This window comes from Thalassospira sp. ABL2_045 (genome assembly GCF_056161285.1).
Genome location: NZ_JBSWYV010000015.1, coordinates 1 through 18962, shown reverse-complemented (window position 1 = coordinate 18962; position 18962 = coordinate 1). Strand labels below are relative to the sequence as shown.

Annotated in this window: 16 protein-coding genes; 7 read left to right on the top strand and 9 right to left on the bottom strand. The window is 55.8% G+C overall.

Features of this window, described 5'->3' with window-relative positions; all coding sequences use genetic code 11:
- The first annotated feature begins 138 nt into the window (after window positions 1-138).
- Window positions 139-1584 (top strand): HD domain-containing protein, encoded by a 1446-nt coding sequence (locus ACXAIA_RS17675; RefSeq protein ID WP_475350506.1) that lies wholly within the window; start codon window positions 139-141, stop codon window positions 1582-1584.
- Window positions 1585-1753: 169 nt separating this feature from the next.
- Window positions 1754-2689 carry a DUF294 nucleotidyltransferase-like domain-containing protein gene (locus ACXAIA_RS17670; RefSeq protein ID WP_475350505.1) on the top strand — a complete coding sequence of 312 codons (936 nt, stop codon included), beginning with the start codon at window positions 1754-1756 and terminating at the stop codon, window positions 2687-2689.
- A gap of 29 nt (window positions 2690-2718) precedes the next feature.
- Here ACXAIA_RS17670 and ACXAIA_RS17665 read toward each other — a convergent pair whose 3' ends face one another.
- The 9 genes from ACXAIA_RS17665 to ACXAIA_RS17625 form a co-directional block, all read right to left on the bottom strand.
- Window positions 2719-3099, bottom strand: coding sequence for a 5-carboxymethyl-2-hydroxymuconate Delta-isomerase (locus tag ACXAIA_RS17665; RefSeq protein WP_475350504.1), 381 nt, complete (start codon window positions 3097-3099; stop codon window positions 2719-2721).
- 116 nt (window positions 3100-3215) lie between these two features.
- Entirely contained in the window at window positions 3216-4511 is a 1296-nt protein-coding gene (ahcY, locus tag ACXAIA_RS17660; protein ID WP_475350503.1) for an adenosylhomocysteinase, read from the bottom strand.
- 316 nt (window positions 4512-4827) lie between these two features.
- Entirely contained in the window at window positions 4828-6624 is a 1797-nt protein-coding gene (ptsP, locus tag ACXAIA_RS17655; protein ID WP_475350502.1) for a phosphoenolpyruvate--protein phosphotransferase, read from the bottom strand.
- Between the two features lie 109 nt (window positions 6625-6733).
- A complete protein-coding gene (locus ACXAIA_RS17650; RefSeq protein WP_062953640.1) occupies window positions 6734-7009 on the bottom strand; it encodes an HPr family phosphocarrier protein in 276 nt (91 codons plus the stop codon).
- Window positions 7010-7073: 64 nt separating this feature from the next.
- Window positions 7074-7478: a PTS sugar transporter subunit IIA gene (locus ACXAIA_RS17645; protein WP_101246919.1), complete on the bottom strand. Its 405-nt coding sequence runs from the start codon at window positions 7476-7478 to the stop codon at window positions 7074-7076.
- A gap of 18 nt (window positions 7479-7496) precedes the next feature.
- Complete coding sequence (rapZ, locus tag ACXAIA_RS17640) at window positions 7497-8429, bottom strand: RNase adapter RapZ (RefSeq protein WP_475350501.1); 933 nt, start codon at window positions 8427-8429, stop codon at window positions 7497-7499.
- Window positions 8430-8445: 16 nt separating this feature from the next.
- On the bottom strand, window positions 8446-8886 hold the full coding sequence (locus ACXAIA_RS17635) for an HPr kinase/phosphorylase (RefSeq protein ID WP_475350500.1): 441 nt from the start codon (window positions 8884-8886) through the stop codon (window positions 8446-8448).
- A 110-nt stretch (window positions 8887-8996) separates the two neighbouring features.
- Entirely contained in the window at window positions 8997-10646 is a 1650-nt protein-coding gene (locus tag ACXAIA_RS17630) for a stimulus-sensing domain-containing protein (RefSeq protein WP_475350499.1), read from the bottom strand.
- A gap of 91 nt (window positions 10647-10737) precedes the next feature.
- Window positions 10738-11454 carry a response regulator transcription factor gene (locus tag ACXAIA_RS17625; RefSeq protein ID WP_475350498.1) on the bottom strand — a complete coding sequence of 239 codons (717 nt, stop codon included), beginning with the start codon at window positions 11452-11454 and terminating at the stop codon, window positions 10738-10740.
- 316 nt (window positions 11455-11770) lie between these two features.
- Here ACXAIA_RS17625 and ACXAIA_RS17620 point away from each other — a divergent pair, with 316 nt between their 5' ends.
- The 5 genes from ACXAIA_RS17620 to ACXAIA_RS17600 all read left to right on the top strand — a co-directional run bounded on the left by ACXAIA_RS17620 (window position 11771) and on the right by ACXAIA_RS17600 (window position 18825).
- On the top strand, window positions 11771-13471 hold the full coding sequence (locus ACXAIA_RS17620) for a sensor histidine kinase (RefSeq protein ID WP_475350497.1): 1701 nt from the start codon (window positions 11771-11773) through the stop codon (window positions 13469-13471).
- Entirely contained in the window at window positions 13468-14877 is a 1410-nt protein-coding gene (locus ACXAIA_RS17615) for a sigma-54-dependent transcriptional regulator (RefSeq protein WP_475350496.1), read from the top strand. Before ACXAIA_RS17620 ends, ACXAIA_RS17615 begins: the two co-directional genes overlap by 4 nt.
- A gap of 458 nt (window positions 14878-15335) precedes the next feature.
- Complete coding sequence (locus ACXAIA_RS17610; protein WP_475350495.1) at window positions 15336-16301, top strand: TAXI family TRAP transporter solute-binding subunit; 966 nt, start codon at window positions 15336-15338, stop codon at window positions 16299-16301.
- On the top strand, window positions 16298-16804 hold the full coding sequence (locus ACXAIA_RS17605) for a DUF1850 domain-containing protein (protein ID WP_475350494.1): 507 nt from the start codon (window positions 16298-16300) through the stop codon (window positions 16802-16804). Before ACXAIA_RS17610 ends, ACXAIA_RS17605 begins: the two co-directional genes overlap by 4 nt.
- Window positions 16805-16809: 5 nt before the next feature.
- A complete protein-coding gene (locus tag ACXAIA_RS17600; protein WP_475350493.1) occupies window positions 16810-18825 on the top strand; it encodes a TRAP transporter permease in 2016 nt (671 codons plus the stop codon).
- The last annotated feature ends 137 nt before the right edge of the window (window positions 18826-18962 follow it).

Sequence of the window (18962 nt, the reverse complement as noted above, 5' to 3'; positions counted from 1 at the left end):
CCGGCCCCCTGCCAGAAGGCCGGACGAGACAAATCAGGCAGTCTGCGCCAAATCGCGCCCGCCTTTTTGTCTGCTCCAATCTGTCTGGAAGCTTGCTCGGATGCTTGCCGTGTCACGTGTTGTTAACCGTTTGTGTTTATGAGCTATTATTATGGTGAAAACGATGTGCTTTTACCACCGTTTCGCATCATCTCGGCAACAGCCTTGTCTGGGGCCGTGTTTCACGGGTGTCACCTGTGGAAAAACCGCGATGACATGATCGATGATTCCGTTTATGTCTGCGGAACCGACATTCGTAACAGATTAAGCGTATCCGTCATTTCCAAGATGAGCCCAAAACCGCAGCTAGATCTTTTTGCCCCGCGCGCGGAGCCCAAGCCCGCCGCGCCACAAAAGGACTCTGCCACGCTCAAGGGCGCTGCAAAACCGGCCCCGGAAATCGGCGATCTGTTTGATACCAATTTCAATGCCGATGACATCGCCGAATGGGAACTGCTGTTTCGCGATGTGCCGCAATATAACTACCATTTCAAGCGTGCCCAGATCGCCTCGGCCTTTGATCGGCCACTGCACAAAAAGCTGATCGCATCGCCTGCGTTTGAACGCCTGCGCGAAATCTCATTTTTGGGCGCCATCGACTATCTGTTCCACCCCAATGGGCGTCCGGCCAATATCCGTCACTCACGCTATGACCACACAATTGGCGTGGCCCTTCTTTCGCAACGCTATTGCCGCCTGATGGGCTTGTCGGATGCTGATTGTGATCTGCTGGGCGCGGCCGCCCTGCTGCACGATATCGGCCATGGACCGTTTTCCCATACGCTGGAACCGGAATTTGCCCGGCGCTTTGACCGCAACCACCATCAACTGACCAATCAGATCATCACCGGCGAGGTCGAGCTTGATCTGTCGGTCAATCATTTGCTGGTCAAACATGGCGTTGATCCGGACGCGGTCATCGCCCTTTTGTCGAAAAAGTCCGATCACCCGCACGCCGCACTGTTTTCCGGTCCGGTCAATATCGACACGCTTGAGGGCATCAGTCGCACCAAGACCTATGTCCATCCCAATCATGTGCATTGCCATCCGCGCCTGTTGCTCGAAGCAGCCGTTAAACTGGATGCGGAATCGCTTAAACGCCTGGACAAGTTCTGGCAGCTCAAGGAAGACATCTATCGCAACTTCATCTTTGGTCCGATGTGCTTTGCCACCGACCATCTGTGCCGCGAATTTGTCGTTAAAAATGCGCCGGACTTTGCCGCCGATGATTTCCTGCTGACCGAAAAGGCATTCTTGAACAGCCACCCGGCCTTCAAGAAATTCCTGCACAGCCTGAAAAACCGCATCGAACTTGATGGCGTTGCCGACGCGGTCGACCATCAGATCAGCGCATCGGCCAGCACCCTTGATTTGCACGAGGCCAAGGTGCCAAGGCGCGAATTTCACATCAACAAGGATGTCGAAGTCCGCTGCTTTGCCGATCTGTCAAAACGCTATTACGAGGAAAAGCATTCCTTCCTCAGGCGTGTCGGCAGCCTGACCGACCCGGCCCAACAGGCCGCCGCCGCCAGCCTTTTTGATTGACGATATAGCACCATCAATCGGTGCAACTATGGTCCGGATGGCGCAAATGCCCGGATTACAGCGATACTCAAACAGATCCTGATAAACGCCCTTTTAATCTTTAAAGCCTATTGCATAAGGGACAGTTCAGGCCGTTTTCAACGAGTCGCAGCAAGGAACAATTCCGATCTTGTTACCGCAAACCATCGCAACCAATCAGCACTACTCGGCCACCCGTCTGGCCGAGATGCGCGACGCGTTGGGTAAAAGCCTGTCGGGCGATACATTTTGCGTGGTGGTGACCGGGTCCTATGGCCGGCATGAGGCATCCGATCAATCCGATCTGGACTACTTCATCATTGGCCGCGAAGCCGAACGCAGTCAGGCCCCACACCAACAGGTCGCCGATATCCTGGGCAAGATGGTTACCAAGAAGCCGGCGGTAAACGGCCCGTTTTCATCCTATATCACCGCCGAGGAACTGGTTAATCGCATTGGCCTTGATGGCGACACCAATTCGATCACCACCCGCCGCCTGCTGTTTTTGCTCGAATGTGAATGGCTTTATAACGAGGCGGGCAAACGCAAATTCTTTGACGATCTGATCGCCAATTACGTCACAAGTTCCGTCACACGTGATTCCATTGCGCGTTTTCTGGTTAATGACGTCATCCGCTATTACCGCACGATCAGTGTCGATTTTGAAATCAAGACCCGCGAAGGCGATGCCAGCAAGGCCTGGGCACCCCGGCGCCTGAAACTGGTTTTCTCGCGCAAGATGCTTTATTTCGGCGGCATTATCGCAGCAGCCGAAACCGCGGGCCGCGATTACGCCGGTAAACGCGAAAAGCTCTCGGAACTTTTACAGCTACCCCCCATCACACGCCTGCAAACCGTGTTCGGGGAGAAAAGCTTGCCCGCTTTGGAATTGTATGACCGCTTCTTAAGCGAACTGTCTGATCCGGCCGTCCGCGCGCGCCTTGATGGGGTCGGGCCGAATGATCGCAATGATGCTGAACTGCGATCGCTGCTTGATGCTGGTAAGGGCTTCTCGCGCGAACTGATCAAATTGCTCAATGACCGCTATGGCCCGGATCATCCGATCCACGAGGCGCTTCTGATGTAAGCCCTGCGTTTCTGCGTTTGGAGGCTTGATCACCAAGAACGCGGGCCTTCGGTGATGTGCTTGAAATAGTTTTCCCGGTCCAGGTCATGGACCTCGACGGTGAACTGCACCTGATAATCGCCCACCAGCCATTCCAGCCGATCAATCAGGGCTGCCAGCGCCGCCTCGCCGGTGGCAAATTTCACCGCATTGATCCGACCCGACAGCAACCGGATATCAAGATGGACCATGGCGTTCTTGGCATCGCCATCCCCGATCACGACATTTTCCAATGGGGTAATCCTGGTCTTGAACGCATCCAGTTCCGCATCGGTTTCGCGGGCAATCACATAATGCAGATCAATTGCCAGCTTGGGCAATTCGTCCTTGATCGGCAGTTGGGCAGAATATTCGATTTCAAGCTGGGGCATGAACGCCATCCGTCTGACTGGAATAAAATCTTTCTAACAACTTGCCTTGTATCTGGACACCAAAAAAGCCGGTCTGAATGAACAGACCGGCTTTGATGCAATTGGGCAGCTGCCAATTAGTAGCGGTAATGATCCGGCTTGTACGGACCCGCCTGCGGCACGCCGATATATTCGGCCTGCTCGGAAGACAGCTGGGTCAGCTTCACGCCAAGACGTTCCAGATGCAGGGCTGCAACTTTCTCATCAAGGTGTTTGGGCAGGACATAGACCTTGTTTTCGTAATTCGCGTGGTTTTTCCACAGCTCGATCTGGGCCAGCACCTGGTTGGTGAAGGATGCCGACATCACGAAGCTCGGGTGACCGGTTGCGCAACCAAGGTTGACCAGACGACCTTCGGCCAGAACGATCAGGCGCTTGCCATCCGGGAATTCGACTTCGTCGACCTGCGGCTTGACGTTGTCCCACTTGTAGTTCTTGAGCGAACCAATCTGAATTTCAGAATCGAAGTGACCGATGTTGCAAACAATTGCGCGGTCTTTCATCGCACGCATGTGGTCAAGCGTGATGATGTCGATGTTACCCGTGGTGGTGACAAAGATGTCGCCGATCGGGGCTGCGTCTTCCATGGTGGTGACTTCGTAACCTTCCATCGCGGCCTGTAGGGCGCAGATCGGATCGATTTCGGTGACAAGAACACGTGCACCCTGGCTGCGCATGGATGCAGCCGAACCTTTACCAACGTCACCGAAACCGGCAACAACGGCGATCTTACCGGCAACCATCACGTCGGTTGCGCGCTTGATGCCATCAACAAGGGACTCACGGCAGCCATACAGGTTGTCGAATTTCGACTTGGTGACCGAGTCATTGACGTTGATCGCCGGGACCTTGAGCGTACCTTTTTTCGCCATTTCATACAGGCGATGCACACCGGTGGTGGTTTCTTCCGACAGACCTTTGATGTCTTCGAGAAGTTCCGGATACTTTTCGTGGATCAGCTGGGTAACGTCGCCGCCATCATCAAGAATCAGGTTCGGCTTCCAGCCGTCCGGACCCGCGATGGTCTGCTCGATGCACCACCAGAATTCTTCCTCGGTCTCGCCTTTCCATGCGAAGACCGGGATTTCAGCAGCCGCGATCGCCGCAGCAGCCTGGTCCTGGGTCGAGAAGATGTTGCATGAAGACCAGCGAACTTCCGCGCCGAGTGCCGTCAGGGTCTCAATCAGAACTGCGGTCTGAATGGTCATGTGCAGGCAGCCAACGATGCGTGCGCCAGCAAGCGGCTTTGCATTGCCATATTCTTCGCGCAGCGCCATCAGGCCCGGCATTTCGGTTTCGGCAATCGCGATTTCCTTGCGGCCCCAACCGGCCAGCGAGATGTCCGCGACCTTGTAATCGGTAAAGTTCGACATGTTGTCTCCAATCAAACAGGAATGGCGCATCCGCCTGGGATTTTGACCCCACCGATACGCCGAAGAATTCTGTTGCGGTCTTATCCCTGACCGCGATAGGTCACATATAAAGATATCTTTATATTGTTTTCAAGTCCTTTTTTGTGTGAATTTGCATCCCGCACAAAAATGAACCGATCCGCACGCCGCCATGCCCTGGAATCCGGGGCATTCCGCCCACGCACAACCCAACACAGAGCAGGCACAAAACTGCCCCCTATGTTGGGATGCGTTGCGATCACGACAAGCTATGACGCGCTATGAAAGACGGGAATGGTCAGGCGAGATCGTTAAAATCATCGAGCATCATGGCAATGCGCGCAGAATCCCATTGCTCCATGACGCGGTTGGCCTGATGTTCGGAATTGCGGCTATCCAGGCGGCGCAAGCGCTGCTTGACCAGCAACAGATTGACCGGCGACATCGAAAGATTGCGCAAGCCAAACCCGATAAACAGCGGCACATAGCGTGGATCACCGGCCATCTCGCCGCACACACTGACCGGAATATCACGTTCCCCGGCAACCCGGATAACATCCCGGATCAAACGCAATACCGCCGGATGCAGCGGATCAAACAGTCCCGCCACCTGATCATCGGTACGGTCAATCGCAAGCGTGTATTGCGTCAGATCATTGGTGCCGATAGCAAAGAAATCGCTGTCGCGCGCCAATGTGTCAACCGCCAGTGCCGCCGCAGGAATTTCGATCATCGCACCGAGGGGCGGCAGGGTCTCGGGAATCGGATGACCTTCCTTGCGCAGGCGTTTGGCCACAGACTCATAGATCTGTCGCGCCCGGGTCATTTCATGCACCCCGACCACCATCGGGATCAGAACCCGAACCGGCCCGTGCAGGGACGCACGCAGGATGGCGGCAAACTGGGCTTCAAGCAATTCGGTCTTGCGAAGTGACAACCGCACCCCGCGCAATCCAAGTGCCGGGTTCGGGCCAGACCCGATTTCGCTTTGAAGGGCAACGGCCAGCTTTTCACCCCCGACATCAAGGGTACGGATGGTGACCGGCTTGCCATCCATGCGTTTGACGATATCGGCGAGCTCTTCGTATTGCTCCTCCTCGTCTGGCAGATAGTCCTTGTTCATGAACATGAACTCGCTGCGCAGAAGGCCAATACCGCTCGCCCCGTTTTCAAGGGCGGCAGAAAGCTCGATCGGCAATTCGATATTGGCATGCAGGTCGATATCAATCCCGTCGCGCGTGGCCGACGGCACATCGCGCAAGCTTGCCAGCTTTTCACGCGCCGCCAGCCAATCCGCCCGGCGCTGGGTGTAATGTTTGATATCGGCGTCCGACGGTGAAATGATCACTTCACCACGCCCGCCATCGACAATGATCTGATCACCACCGCGCACACCGCGAATGATGTCCGCCGCACCCAAAACCGCCGGGATACCAAGCGAACGCGCCATAATCGCTGTATGGCCCTCGGCCCCGCCAAGGGCGGTGACAAAGGCGGTCAATTGCCCCGGCTCAAAGCGGGCCATATCGGCCGGACTGACATCCTCGGCAATGAGGACCGACCCCTTAGGCGCCTTGTCCATTGCCCGGTCGGTTTCCCCCATCAGGCAGCGCATCAAACGCAGGCCGACCTCGCGGATATCGGTCGCGCGTGCGGCGATATAACTGTCTTCCATACCGGAAAACTGATCGGCAATCGCATCGATCACGTCACTGACCGCATGCACGGCATTAAGATGTTTTGAAACGATCAGTTCTTCGGCCCCGCGCACAAGGCGCGATTGCGTCAACATGTGGATATAGGCATCCAGCAGGAACCCAAGTTCCTCAGATGCTGCACTTTCTTTGGTCGATGATTGCGATTTCAGCCGTTTGAGCTGATCAATACTTTCGGCAACACCATCATGAAGGCGTTTGCATTCGGCCTCGACCCCGTCCTCGGAAATCGGCTTGCGATTGACCTGAATGATCTGGCGGTCCAACACAAAGGCACGACCGATAACGATCCCGCCCGATGCGCCCAACCCGGTGATGACCCGCCGGACGCCCGTGGTGTTTTCATCTGAAACGGTTTGGTCTGTTGGAGGAACTTGCAAGTCTTCTTAGCTACCAACTCGCTTTTATTGTTAACCCGACAACGCGTTCTTGCGGTTGTCCCGAAAGTCAGATGCCAGCAGCCTTGCTTAAATCGCGGCCGGACGGGTCTTATTCTTCGTCGAACTTGGCATCCACCAGTTCATTAAGCGCATCAATCGCTTGCGTGGCGTCAGGGCCGGTGGCCTCAACCTCGATCTCGGTGCCGATGGATGCGGCTAGCATCATCAACCCCATGATCGACACACCCGATACTTCGGTGCCGCGGTTGCGCACCATGATGCTCGACTTGAATTCGCCTGCCAGTTTAACAAATTTCGCAGCCGCCCGCGCGTGCAATCCGCGCTGGTTGCTGATTGTTAAAGTGCGTTTTTCCTTCTGCGCCATCTATGTCCCCGCAAGCCAGATGCGCTGTCCCCGTGCACCCGGCCCTGTTCTTTTTGTTGCCGACTTATTCCTCGCCGCTCAGCAGACGCGACGCAACGTTGATATATTTACGCCCCGCATCCTGGGCCGCGTTGACCGTTTCGGCCAAGGTGCCGTCGATGCGAACAGATGCGAGTTTAATCAACAAAGGTAAATTAACCCCTGCGATCACTTCGACATTTGCCTGTTCCATAATGGAAATCGCCAGATTGGACGGGGTACCGCCAAACATGTCGGTCAAAAGGACCACACCTTTGCCACTGTCGACCTTTTCGACACTGGCGAGAATGTCCGAACGGCGTTGTTCCATGTCGTCATCCGGTCCGATACAGACCGCTTCGACATTTTCCTGTTCGCCAACAACATGCTGCAAGGCAGATACGAACTCTTTCGCGAGATCGCCGTGGGTGACCAGCACCATCCCGATCATGCAGTTTTCTCCATTTTATCACTCCCCCGAGGTCGGCTCGTCCGGTTTGTCCCGATGACTGAGATGTGTGTCATACCCCAGATCAGCAATCCAGTCATTGAGTAACCGCGCGATATAAACCGAACGATGTTGACCGCCTGTGCACCCGACCGCAATGGTCAGATAGCTTTTACCTTCCTGCGCATAACGCGGCAAAATCGGCTCCAGCATTGCCTTCAGGCGGCTTACAAACCCGGCGAAGTCCGGGTCTTCTTCTATATAGTGCCCAACAGCCGCATTCATCCCGGTCATCAGGCGAAGCTCGGGATCATAATGCGGGTTGCGCAGAAAGCGAACGTCAAAAACAAGGTCGGCTTCTGCCGGCACGCCCTGACGGAACGAAAAGCTGCGCACAAAGATCGCCATGCCTTCGGTTTCGCCAATATCAAACTGGTCTTGCAGGATCTTGCGAAGCTCGGCCGATTTCAGGCGCGATGTATCGATCCGCATATCCGCCGTGGCCGCAATCGGCGCCATCAGGCGTTTTTCATGCTCGATCGCATCCACCAGCGGCCGGTCGTGGCTCAATGGATGCGGGCGTCTGGTTTCGGTAAAGCGGCGCTGCAACACGGCCGTGTCGGCATCGACATAGATCATCAGCGGGTCCATGCCTGTCTGATTGCGCAATTTGCCAACAATCTCGACAAACTGATCAACGCCGAAATCACGTGAACGGATATCAAGGCCAATGGCAATCGGCTGTTCCGGGCGACAATCACTGGGCACGAGTGCCGACAGCATGCGAAGCGGCAGGTTGTCCACCGCATCAAAACCGAAATCTTCCAGAATTTTAAGAGTCGTCGTACGCCCAGCCCCCGACACCCCGGTCACAAGAACCAGTCCGCTTCTGCCATCAAAGGCGCCAAGGGCCGTATTCTGACTGTCAGAAGAATTCTGTGACGTTTTCTGCAAAACAGGGTCCTGTGGATTACGGTTCAAGGGTCATCTCACCGGTCGCGAGCGCCAAAGCTACCCCAATCTTTGCCTCAATAGCCAGATCGGATGCACATAATGTCCAACGCGGGATCGCAATGCCACAAAACTCTTCGATTGATGGGTCAGGCATGCGGTCGACCTCGGTTGGATCATCGGTCAGATCAACCAAAACCCGCACGTCACCCTCAGATTTCTGGGGCAAACCGCGCACGATCCCGATACCGCGCACTTCACACATTCCGGCAATCGGTTCGGGCGCACTGGCGATCAATCGTCCATCGCGCGCCGTCAGGTCCGTTCGATCATCGGAAACAAGAAAGCCGCCCGTCTGTATCAGACGCAGCGAAAGCCCGGATTTTCCCGACCCGGATGGTCCACGCAACAGCACCGCATGGGCGCCGATCCGGACACAATTTGCATGAAGCTGGGACATAATGGAAAAACGATGCTTGGCAGAGGTTGGGTTGTCAAACCCCAAACGTCGCAAGCGTGATCGACTTAACCTCCCGCATAGGCAAATCGCGCATTTGGGCGGCAAAAATCTTAGTCAAGCGGTAGGCGAATGGTAAAGGTCGCACCTTTGACGGTCTCATCAACCACGCGATTCTGTGCGCTCAGCTCCCCATTATGGGCAGCAATGATTCGCTTGGAAATCGACAAACCAAGTCCCGAATGCTGACCGAATTTCTCGGTCGACGGGCGCTCGGTATAGAACCGGTTAAAGATCGCCTCTTCCTTGCCCGGCGGAATGCCCGGACCATCATCGTCAATCGTGATCACCGCCCAGTTCTTGTCACGCCATGCCCGCACGCGGACTTCGCCGCCTTCCGGGGTAAAGGTGATCGCATTGGAAATCAGGTTCCTGAAGACCTGCGTCAGACGGCTTTCAAGGGCCGGCACATTCAGGTTTTCAGGCACCGAAACCTTGATCGGCGGACCATCGACATCGGCGTTATAAAGCTCACCCAGCGTATGAAGCAGCACACCCAGATCAACTTCCTCGCTTTCGGCGCGCGACAGTTCGGCATCCATGCGCGAATAATCGGAAATATCACTGATCAGGCGATCAAGGCGCTGCACATCCTCGGCAATGATTTCCATCAGGCGACGCTGGCGTTCCGGATCCTTAAGGCGGGTGGCTGTTTCCACCGCCGAGCGCAGCGAGGTCAGCGGGTTTTTGATCTCATGCGCCACATCGGCCGCAAACCGTTCAATCGCATCCATACGATCCCACAGCGTTTCGGTCATGTCGCGCAGGGTTGTCGACAGATCGCCGATTTCATCACGCCGCCCCGACAGATCGGGAATGGCAAACTGGCGGTTCTTGCTGCGCCGAACCCGCTCGGCCGCGCGCGCCAACCGGTTAAGCGGCCGCGTAATCACGCCCGCCAGATAGATCGACAACAACACCGTGATGCCAAAGGCAAAAACAAAGATTTTCAGGATATCAAGCCGCACCGCATGCAGGGCATTTTCAATCGGCTCACCGCTTTTGGTCAGCATCACCGATGCCAGAACCTGCTTGAAACGTGCAACCGGCACTGAGACCGACAAAACCCGACGCCCCTGACTGTCCACACGCACCACCCCGCGTGAATAGCCCGCCAATGCGGCGCGCACTTCGGGGTAGTCGGCGGCACTGGCCACAGGCGGATCAACATAAAGCGGCAAGGGCTGCTCACCCTCAAACAGGGTCAGGACACCGTCAGTCAGTTTGCGCATGATATCGGCAAAGGCATCTTCTTCGCCAGGTGCCGGGAGTTCTTCGGCCTGAATGGTGCCCGCACCAAGCGATTGGATATTGCGGCTATCGGCCAGAAGACTGCCATTGGTGGCAAACAGGCGTGTACGTGCCCCGGTAATGCCGACAAGTCGGCGCACCATTTCACGTGCCACTTCGATTTTCACCCGGTTGGTCGCATCATCGCCGGAACTGACCGCCGATGTCGAAAGGGCGGCGGCATACATTTCCGCCTGCACCGCCATGGCTTCAAGTTCGGAATGAATAAGTTCCTGTTTATAGCGGCCCAGATACAAAATACCCGCCACCAGCACAAAAAGTGCCAGCGCATTCACAGCCAGAATCCGCCAGGTCAAAGGCGAAAACAGCCCGTGGCGTTCCTCTATCCGTGTCGTCCGGGTTTCGGACGGACCTGCGTTCTGGTCGTGATCACCAGTCCCAAGATCGCTCATTCAAACCTGCAATAACCGGCCCGGAATGGATCGGGCCCGCAAAAGAATGCGCGCCGAAGCCCATTGCTTCGGCGCGTCAGAAAATCTCTGATCAGCTCGCCACCGTGGCGGTATCGCGATAGCGATATCCCACACCATACAGCGTTTCGATTTCCTTGAATTCCTTGTCGGTCTCGCGGAATTTCTTGCGCAGACGCTTAATGTGGCTGTCGATCGTGCGGTCATCAACATAGATATGCTCGCCATACGCCGCGTCGATCAGCTGGTCGCGGTTTTTCACATGGCCCGGATGCTTCGCCAGCGCCTGAATAAGCAGGAACTCGGTCACGGTCAGGTTCACATGCTGACCTTTCCAGCTGCACATGTGGCGCGACGGATCAAGCACTAGGTCACCGCGCTGGATAACATCATCCGATCCGTTCGGGCGGACACCGCCAGCGCGCATGATTTCGGCACGGCGCAGAAGGGTGCGAATACGTTCAATCAGCAAACGCTGGGAAAACGGTTTCTTGATGTAATCATCTGCCCCCATGCGCAGGCCGGTCAGCTCATCGACCTCGTCATCTTTCGATGTCAGGAAGATCACCGGCATTTCGGTTTTCTTGCGCAAATGGGTCAGAAGCTCCAGTCCGTCCATACGCGGCATCTTGATATCAAGCACCGCCAGATCAGGCTCTTCTTTCGTGATGGCATGAAGTGCCTCCGAACCATCAGAATATGTCAGGACCTCATATCCTTCCTCTTCCAACGCCATCGACACAGACGTCAGGATATTCCGGTCGTCATCAACAAGTGCGATCTTACTCACCTGGACCTCATCTACTGGACAGATACATTTCACTCTTATGGTAACTATACAATTTACATTCCAATGTGGCGAAAAAATAACCGCTTGCGGCATAAATAAGGCCATTCAAATACACGCTCACAGAATGCCTGTGGCGGCCTGTATTTGTTGACTTTATATCGCCACGCTCCCTAATTGGCGTAAACATGTCATCCAAGGCCGAACGCCCGGCAACCAAAATTGATCCCTGTTCACGGAGTAGATCGCGATTTTCTACTGGTTAAGCAATTTCAGCCGCGGAACCCTGATCTTTGCCGGGACGTTTATTTCGGCAATTGTGATCTGGGCGGCTGTCAGCTCGACCGGGAATTTGACCATTCGCGAACTGGAAAGCACCGGCGAAGCCCGCCTGACGCTTTATGACAGCTCGTTACGTGCGGCAATTGATCGTTATCGCTATCTGCCCTATGTCGTGGCCCGCCACCATCAGGTCACCCGCGCGATCCAGGATCGCCGCACCGCGCAAACCGCCAACCTGTATCTGCAACAGGTCAATGACCAGTCCGGGGCCGCCGCCCTTTATGTTCTTGATCGCAGTGGTGAAACCGTCGCCTCAAGCAACTGGAACACCCCCGACAGCTTTGTCGGCGAAGACTATTCCTTCCGGCCCTATTTCAATACGTCGCTTTCAGGCAAGGAAGGCTTTTTCTTTGGCATCGGGGTAACCACCGGGCGTGCTGGCCTGTTTATTTCCAACCCGATCCGCGAAAATGACGAGATCATCGGGGTGGTGGTCGTCAAACTCGAACTCGAAGAAGTCGAACAGAACTGGCAGGACGCGGGCGAAACCGTTTTTGTCGCCGATGCTGATGGCGTTATTACGCTGACCAGTCAGGGCGACTGGAAATACAAAACCCTGTCGCCGCTCTCGCCCTTTGACCGCGCCCGCATCGAAAGCAACCGGCAATATCCCGGCCGCGACCTGCCCTCACTTAATGTCGGGCAGCAGCTGGCAAAGGGATCGGGCATCGTGACCATTGATGGGCAGCGCTATCTGTTTGACAGCAAACCGATCCGCGGCAGCGCCTGGCGGATTTTCTATCTGACATCGATGGATCAGGTCACTGATCGCCAGGGGGCGGTGATGCTGATCGCGGTGATTGCCGGGGGCATGATCATTCTGGTCATCCTGTTCCTGCGCGAACGCGAACTCAAACTGGCTTCCCAGCGCGAGGCGCTTGAATTCGAACGCATTCAGGCGCTCAACACGCGCCTCGAAGAAGAAATCACCGAACGGCGTAAAACCGAAGAAGAACTGCGTGGCACCCAAAACGAACTGGTCCAGGCCGGAAAGCTCGCAGCCCTGGGTCAGATGTCAGCCGCCATCGCGCACGAAATCAATCAGCCGATTGCCGCCATCCGCACCTTCTGCGCCAGCGCCAAACTGATGATCGAACGCGGCAAAACCGAAAAGCTTGATCAGAATATCAACCAGATTTCGGCCCTGACCGAACGCATGGGGTCGATCACCGGTCAGCTGAAAACATTCTCGCGCAAATCCACCGGCGTTCTGGAACCGGTCGACCTCAAGGTCGCACTCGATAACACGCTGCAATTGCTAAGCCCCCAGTTACAGCAGGAAGAATGCATCCTTGAGCGCAATGAACCCGAAACCCCGCTTGTCATCCGGGCCGACCTTGTGCGCATCGAACAGATTTGCGTGAACATCATCCGCAATGCACTGGATGCCATGGCCGGAAGCGCACCCAAGCGCATCTATATTGATCTGTCGGAAACCGAAACCGATGTCATCATGCGCATTACCGATACCGGGCCTGGCATGAATGATGAAACATTATCGCTTTTGTTTGACCCGTTCTTTACCACCAAGGATCCCGGTCAGGGTGTGGGATTGGGGCTTTCGGTAACTTATGGCATTGTGCGGGACTTCGGCGGCAGCATAAAAGCCTATAACACCGAAACCGCCGGGGCCTGCTTCGAAGTCCGCCTGCCGTTACTCAAGGGTAAAACATCGTGACCACCAAAGACCGCGCGCAAGACAGTGACGCCGCACCACAGATCACGCCACACATCATCATTGTCGATGATGACGAAGCCATGCGTGTCTCCCTTGCCCAATGGCTGGAACTGTCTGATTTCGATGTCACGGTCTATGAGGACGCCCGCGAAGCGCTCCATGACATCAATCCCGATTTTGCCGGGGTGATCCTGACCGATGTCAAAATGCCCAAGCTCGATGGCATTACCTTTACCCGCTCTGTACTGGCCGCCGATCCGGACATTCCCATTATCCTGATGACCGGTCATGGCGATGTCCCCATGGCGGTCGAGGCGATGAAAAGCGGTGCCTATGATTTCGTCGAAAAACCGTTCGAGCCCAAAGACATCGTCGAAAGCCTGGAACGCGCCATTGAAAAGCGCCGTCTGGTCATTGAAAACCGCAATCTGCGCCGTCAGATCGCAAGCCGCGGCAGTCTTGATTCGCGCCTGATCGGCAATTCCGTTGCCATGCGCAATCTCAAGGATGAAATTGCCAATATCGCCCCCACCGAAGTCCCTGTATTGATTTCGGGTGAAACCGGCACCGGCAAGGAACTGGTTGCACGCGCCATCCATGATCTGAGCGACCGGCATGATGAAAAATTCGTCGCGGTGAACTGTGCAGCCATCCCTGAAAGCACGGCCGAAAGCGAACTGTTCGGTCATGAAAAGGGCGCCTTTACCGGGGCAGCCAGCCAACGGATCGGCTGGATCGAACATGCGATTGGCGGCACCCTGTTTCTGGATGAAATCTCAAGCATGCCACTGGCCCTTCAGGCCAAATTGCTGCGCGTCATTGAACAGCGCGAAGTCGTGCGGATGGGCTCGAACGCGCCAGTCAAAGTCAATTTTCGCCTGATCTGCGCCACCAACGAGGATCTGGTTGCCGCCGTTGCCGAACGCAATTTCCGCGAGGACCTTCTGTTTCGCATCAACACCTTTGAACTGTCGATCGCACCACTGCGCGAACGCCAAGACGATGTTGCGCTTCTGTTTGATATCTTCGCCGAACGCGCCGCCGAGCGGTTTGAACGCCCCTATGAGCGGGTCACACCGGTCCTGATCGCCCAGCTTCGGGCCCATGACTGGTCGGGCAATGTACGCGAACTTAAAAACTTGGCCGAACGCTATGTACTTCTGGTCGGCAGTCCCGAAGAACGCTTCAAACGCCTATTCAAGGGCGGCTTTGAATCCTCGACCCCGCAATCAACGGATCTGGCGCTCGCCGAACAGCTGCGCGAGTTTGAAGAACGTGTCATTCGCGATGCGCTGGATCGTCATGACGGCAACGTCAAGGCGGTGATGGAAGAACTCGATATCCCGCGCCGAACACTCAATGAGAAAATGAAAAAGCTAAACATCCGGCGCGACAAATTCGCCTAAGCCATTGTTGCGATGCAATATTTCATTCGCACCTGCAATAAATCGGCAAGATTCCGCCGATCGATTTCGGTAAATCGGCAAGATTATGCCGAATTGTGGAATTGAACACCTCTAAGTCATTGATTTGTAATTGTGATTTTTATTCACCTTTTGGCATACTCATTGCAAATATGAGCCCCAAAATGATAAACTGAGAAAAACCTCGAGGGAGGAGATCAAGCAGCCGGTCCCAGTCGGACGGAACAAACGGCTGTCTAAAATCATCTCTCAAACATGGTTCTGAACTGCGCCCTGCATCTGATCGGCACCGATTGGCTCGATCCTGATCAGGTGCCCGCAAGGACCCAAAAACAACAGGCCCGGATAACGGGTCATGACTGAACGTTAAGAGCCATATTCTGAAAAGATCTTTTGGATCTATTCGTCGTTAAGAGTGTTAACCCAAGGGAGGACTACTCATGAAGCTCCGTACTCTGCTTACTGCAGCAGCCGCAGCCATGATGCTGACCGCCGCACCTGCGTCGGCACAGCAACTGTCAATCGCGACCGGTGGTACCGGTGGCACCTATTATCCGTATGGCGGTGGCCTTGCGGAACTGATCACCAAATACGTTGATGGCTCCAGCGCCGTTGCCGAAGTTACCGGCGCATCTGTTGAAAACATGGGCCTGATTGCCCGTGGCGACAGTGACATCGCAATCGGTCTGGCTGACACCGTCTATGCCGGCTTCACCGGCACCGGCAAATTCGAAGGCCGTACCCTTGATAACGTTCGCGCCCTGGCATCGATCTATCCGAACGCGGTTCAGATCGTCACCATGGCTGACAGCGGCATCAACGGCCTTGCCGACCTTAAAGGCAAGCGCGTTTCTGTTGGCGCACCGGGTTCGGGTACCGAAGTTTCGGCCCAGACCGTGCTGACCGCCAATGGCATCACCTATGATGACATCGAAGAACAGCGCCTGAACTTCAACGAAACCGCTGATGCGCTGCGTGACGGCGACATCGATGCCGGTTTCTGGAGTGTTGGTCCGCCCACCAGCTCGATCCTCAACCTCGCAACCACGCGTGACATCAAGCTGATCGCGCTGACCGACGAAGAAATCGTTGCTGCCCTCGATGCAGAGCCGACCTTCGCTGCCTACGCCCTGCGTACCGGCATCTATGAAGGCGTTGACGCACCGGTAAACACCGTTTCAACCCCGAACGTTCTGTTCGTGAACGAAGAAATGGATGAAGAACTGGCTTATCAGATCACCAAGACGCTGTTCGAAAACGTCGACGAGCTGATCGCCATCCACCCGGCCGCAAACGACACCACGGTTGATTTCGCTCTGAACTCAACCCCGATCCCGATGCATCCGGGCGCGCTGCGTTACTACGAAGAAACCGGTAACCCGGTTCCGCCGCAGCTCTATCCATGATCTTGAATATGTTGGGGCGGCCAGTTTTGGCCGCCCTTCTTCTCCTGACAGCAGCATGTGCGGGTCCGACCTATCAGGACCATGTCAAACCCGGCACCGTCATTGATCATCTTGAAGTGATTGGTGAGGACGGGTCGCTTCTGGCCAGAACCGAAATTCCGCGTCAAACCGGTTGGTGCCTGTATTGGAACCATTCTGTCACCGGGGATGGCGTGATTGATTGTTATGTCGACGATCTGGGCAAGATGGTTCTCCATCGCGCCTATCAGCCCGACTTCGCGGCAGGACTTGGTCACTATCCCGGTCGCGGTATTCTGACCAGCGCCGAAGGCGGCGGATACTGGATCGAAGATATCGACGAGCCTGTGCGCAACAACGCCTATGTGTTACGTGTGGGCTCACTGGCGGTTAATCACCGCATCGTCACCAACAGTGACGAAATCAACCTTTCAAAGATGGCTGAACACACCCGTGTCACCATCCGCCTTGATACCGAGGAATAAGTCCCATGTCCGAACAGGCACCGCTGCCTTCCATGACGGATCGATTGCCACAGCCCAAGATGGTCTTGATGGCGATTTCGATTATTGCCGTCGCGCTCTCTCTCTTCCAGATGTATGGCGCAGGGATCGAACCGCTTGGCCTGTTCTATCAACGCAGCATCCACCTTGCGTTCGTGATGTTCCTCACGTTCCTGATGTTCCCGGCATTTGGCAGCAACAAAAAGCGCGGCGCGCTCGGCTGGCTGATTGATATCGCCTTCCTGGCCGGTGCCTTCACCACGGGCTTCTACCTGTCCTTTTATCTCGACGAGATCATCAATCGTGCCGGTTTCTGGAGCGACACCGATCTGATCATTGGCGTGATCGCCACTGTCACCGTGCTCGAAGCCAGCCGCCGTGCTGTCGGCCTTGGCATGACCGTGATCGGTATTGTCGCGATCATTTACGCTTTGTCGGGTCCGCGTGGCGCCCTTCCCTGGGTTGGCGAATGGCTGCCGGGTATTCTGTCACACCGTGGTGCCAGCATTGATCGCCTTGTCGGTCAGCTCTATCTCGGTCAGGAAGGCATCTATGGCCTGCCGATGGGGGTTGCTGCGACCTATATCTTCATGTTCGTGCTGTTTGGCGCCTTCCTTGAAGTCACCGGTGCGGGCAAATTCTTTATCGACATGGCCTATGCCGCCACGGGTAAAAAACCCGGCGGCCCGGCCAAGGCCGCCGTTCTGGCATCGGCTGGCATGGGTTCGATCAGTGGGTCGGCCATTGCCAACGTGGTTACCACCGGCGCCTTCACGATTCCGCTGATGAAGCGTCTGGGCTATCGCCCCGCACAGGCGGGCGGCGTCGAAGCGGCTGCTTCGACCGGTGGTCAGATCACCCCGCCGCTGATGGGGGCGGGTGCGTTTCTGATTTCCGAATATACCCAGGTGCCGTATCTCGAAATCGTGCTGGTTTCGATTTTCCCGGCCATTCTCTATCTCGGCACCGTATACCTGTTCGTGCACATCGTTGCGCTGAAACAGGGCATGCGCGGCATGCCGGTCGAAGAACTTCCCGATTGGAAACAGGTGCTCAAGGAAGGCTGGCAGTTCATCTTGCCACTTGGGGTGCTGATTTACCTTCTGGTGCTCAACATCTCGCCAATGCGCGTGGGCTTCTGGGCCATTCTGTCGGTCATGGCGGTTGCCGCCCTGCGCTATGCGCTGTGGTTCTTCTTTGTCGCCCCGCAACAGGGCGAAAAGCCAAGCCACGACAAACTGATTGCCGCCATCCGCAAGGGCATTGCCATCACGCTTGCCGCCCTTGAACTGGGTGCGAAAAACGCCGTTGCCGTTTCGATGGCCTGTGCGGTTGCTGGCATCATTGTTGGTGTGGTCGGCCTGACCGGTCTGGGCCTGAAATTCTCGTCCATGATGATTGCGTTCTCGGGCGGCAACATCGTTCTGGCCCTTGTTCTGGTACTGATCGCCAGCCTGATCCTCGGCATGGGTCTGCCGGTCACGGCATCCTATATCGTTCTCATCGTGCTGGTCGGTCCGGCCCTTTCCAACGAGTTCGGCATTCCGCTGCTGATCGCCCATCTTGTGGTCTTCTGGTACTCGCAGGATAGTAACGTCACACCGCCCATTGCATTGGCGGGCTTTGCGGGGGCAGCGATTGCCAACGCCAGTCCCATGGAAACCAGTGTGCAGGCCTGGAAGTTTGCCAAGGGTCTCTATCTGATCCCGGCCTTCATGGTCTTCAACCCGGAAATCATCGAAGGCGGTTCGATCCAGATCGTTCTGTGGACCGGCTTTACCGCCATCCTGTGTCTGGCTTCCTTTGCCTCCGCCCTTGAAGGCTATCTGTTTGCGCCGATGGATCTGTTCTCGCGGATCATCGTCGTGCCGGCGACCATCGGTGTCTTCTATCCGGACTTCCGCGCGGAAGTCGCAGGCACCGTCGTCCTTCTTGCGGTTCTCGCCTTTAACTGGTGGCAAGGCAAAAAGAACGGCCCGACCCCGGCGGTCGCCGCAAGCTAAATCATTCCTACCTCAAGGAAACTACTGGCCCGCAAGCTTCATGCTTGCGGGCTTATACTTTGAGAGGCAGAAGGATTTGTTATGATCCTTCTGCCTCTTTTGTTTGAACGGGTGGTGGCCACCACCCGTTCACGGTG

Bases quoted from the DNA above. Each gene is read 5' to 3' on its own strand.
- ACXAIA_RS17675 (WP_475350506.1), top strand. From the start codon at position 139: ATGAGCTATTATTATGGTGAAAACGATGTGCTTTTACCACCGTTTCGC.
- ACXAIA_RS17665 (WP_475350504.1), bottom strand. From the start codon at position 3,099: ATGCCCCAGCTTGAAATCGAATATTCTGCCCAACTGCCGATCAAGGAC.
- ahcY (WP_475350503.1), bottom strand. From the start codon at position 4,511: ATGTCGAACTTTACCGATTACAAGGTCGCGGACATCTCGCTGGCCGGT.
- ACXAIA_RS17650 (WP_062953640.1), bottom strand. From the start codon at position 7,009: ATGGCGCAGAAGGAAAAACGCACTTTAACAATCAGCAACCAGCGCGGA.
- ACXAIA_RS17645 (WP_101246919.1), bottom strand. From the start codon at position 7,478: ATGATCGGGATGGTGCTGGTCACCCACGGCGATCTCGCGAAAGAGTTC.
- ACXAIA_RS17635 (WP_475350500.1), bottom strand. From the start codon at position 8,886: ATGTCCCAGCTTCATGCAAATTGTGTCCGGATCGGCGCCCATGCGGTG.
- ACXAIA_RS17630 (WP_475350499.1), bottom strand. From the start codon at position 10,646: ATGAGCGATCTTGGGACTGGTGATCACGACCAGAACGCAGGTCCGTCC.
- ACXAIA_RS17610 (WP_475350495.1), top strand. From the start codon at position 15,336: ATGAAGCTCCGTACTCTGCTTACTGCAGCAGCCGCAGCCATGATGCTG.
- ACXAIA_RS17605 (WP_475350494.1), top strand. From the start codon at position 16,298: ATGATCTTGAATATGTTGGGGCGGCCAGTTTTGGCCGCCCTTCTTCTC.
- ACXAIA_RS17600 (WP_475350493.1), top strand. From the start codon at position 16,810: ATGTCCGAACAGGCACCGCTGCCTTCCATGACGGATCGATTGCCACAG.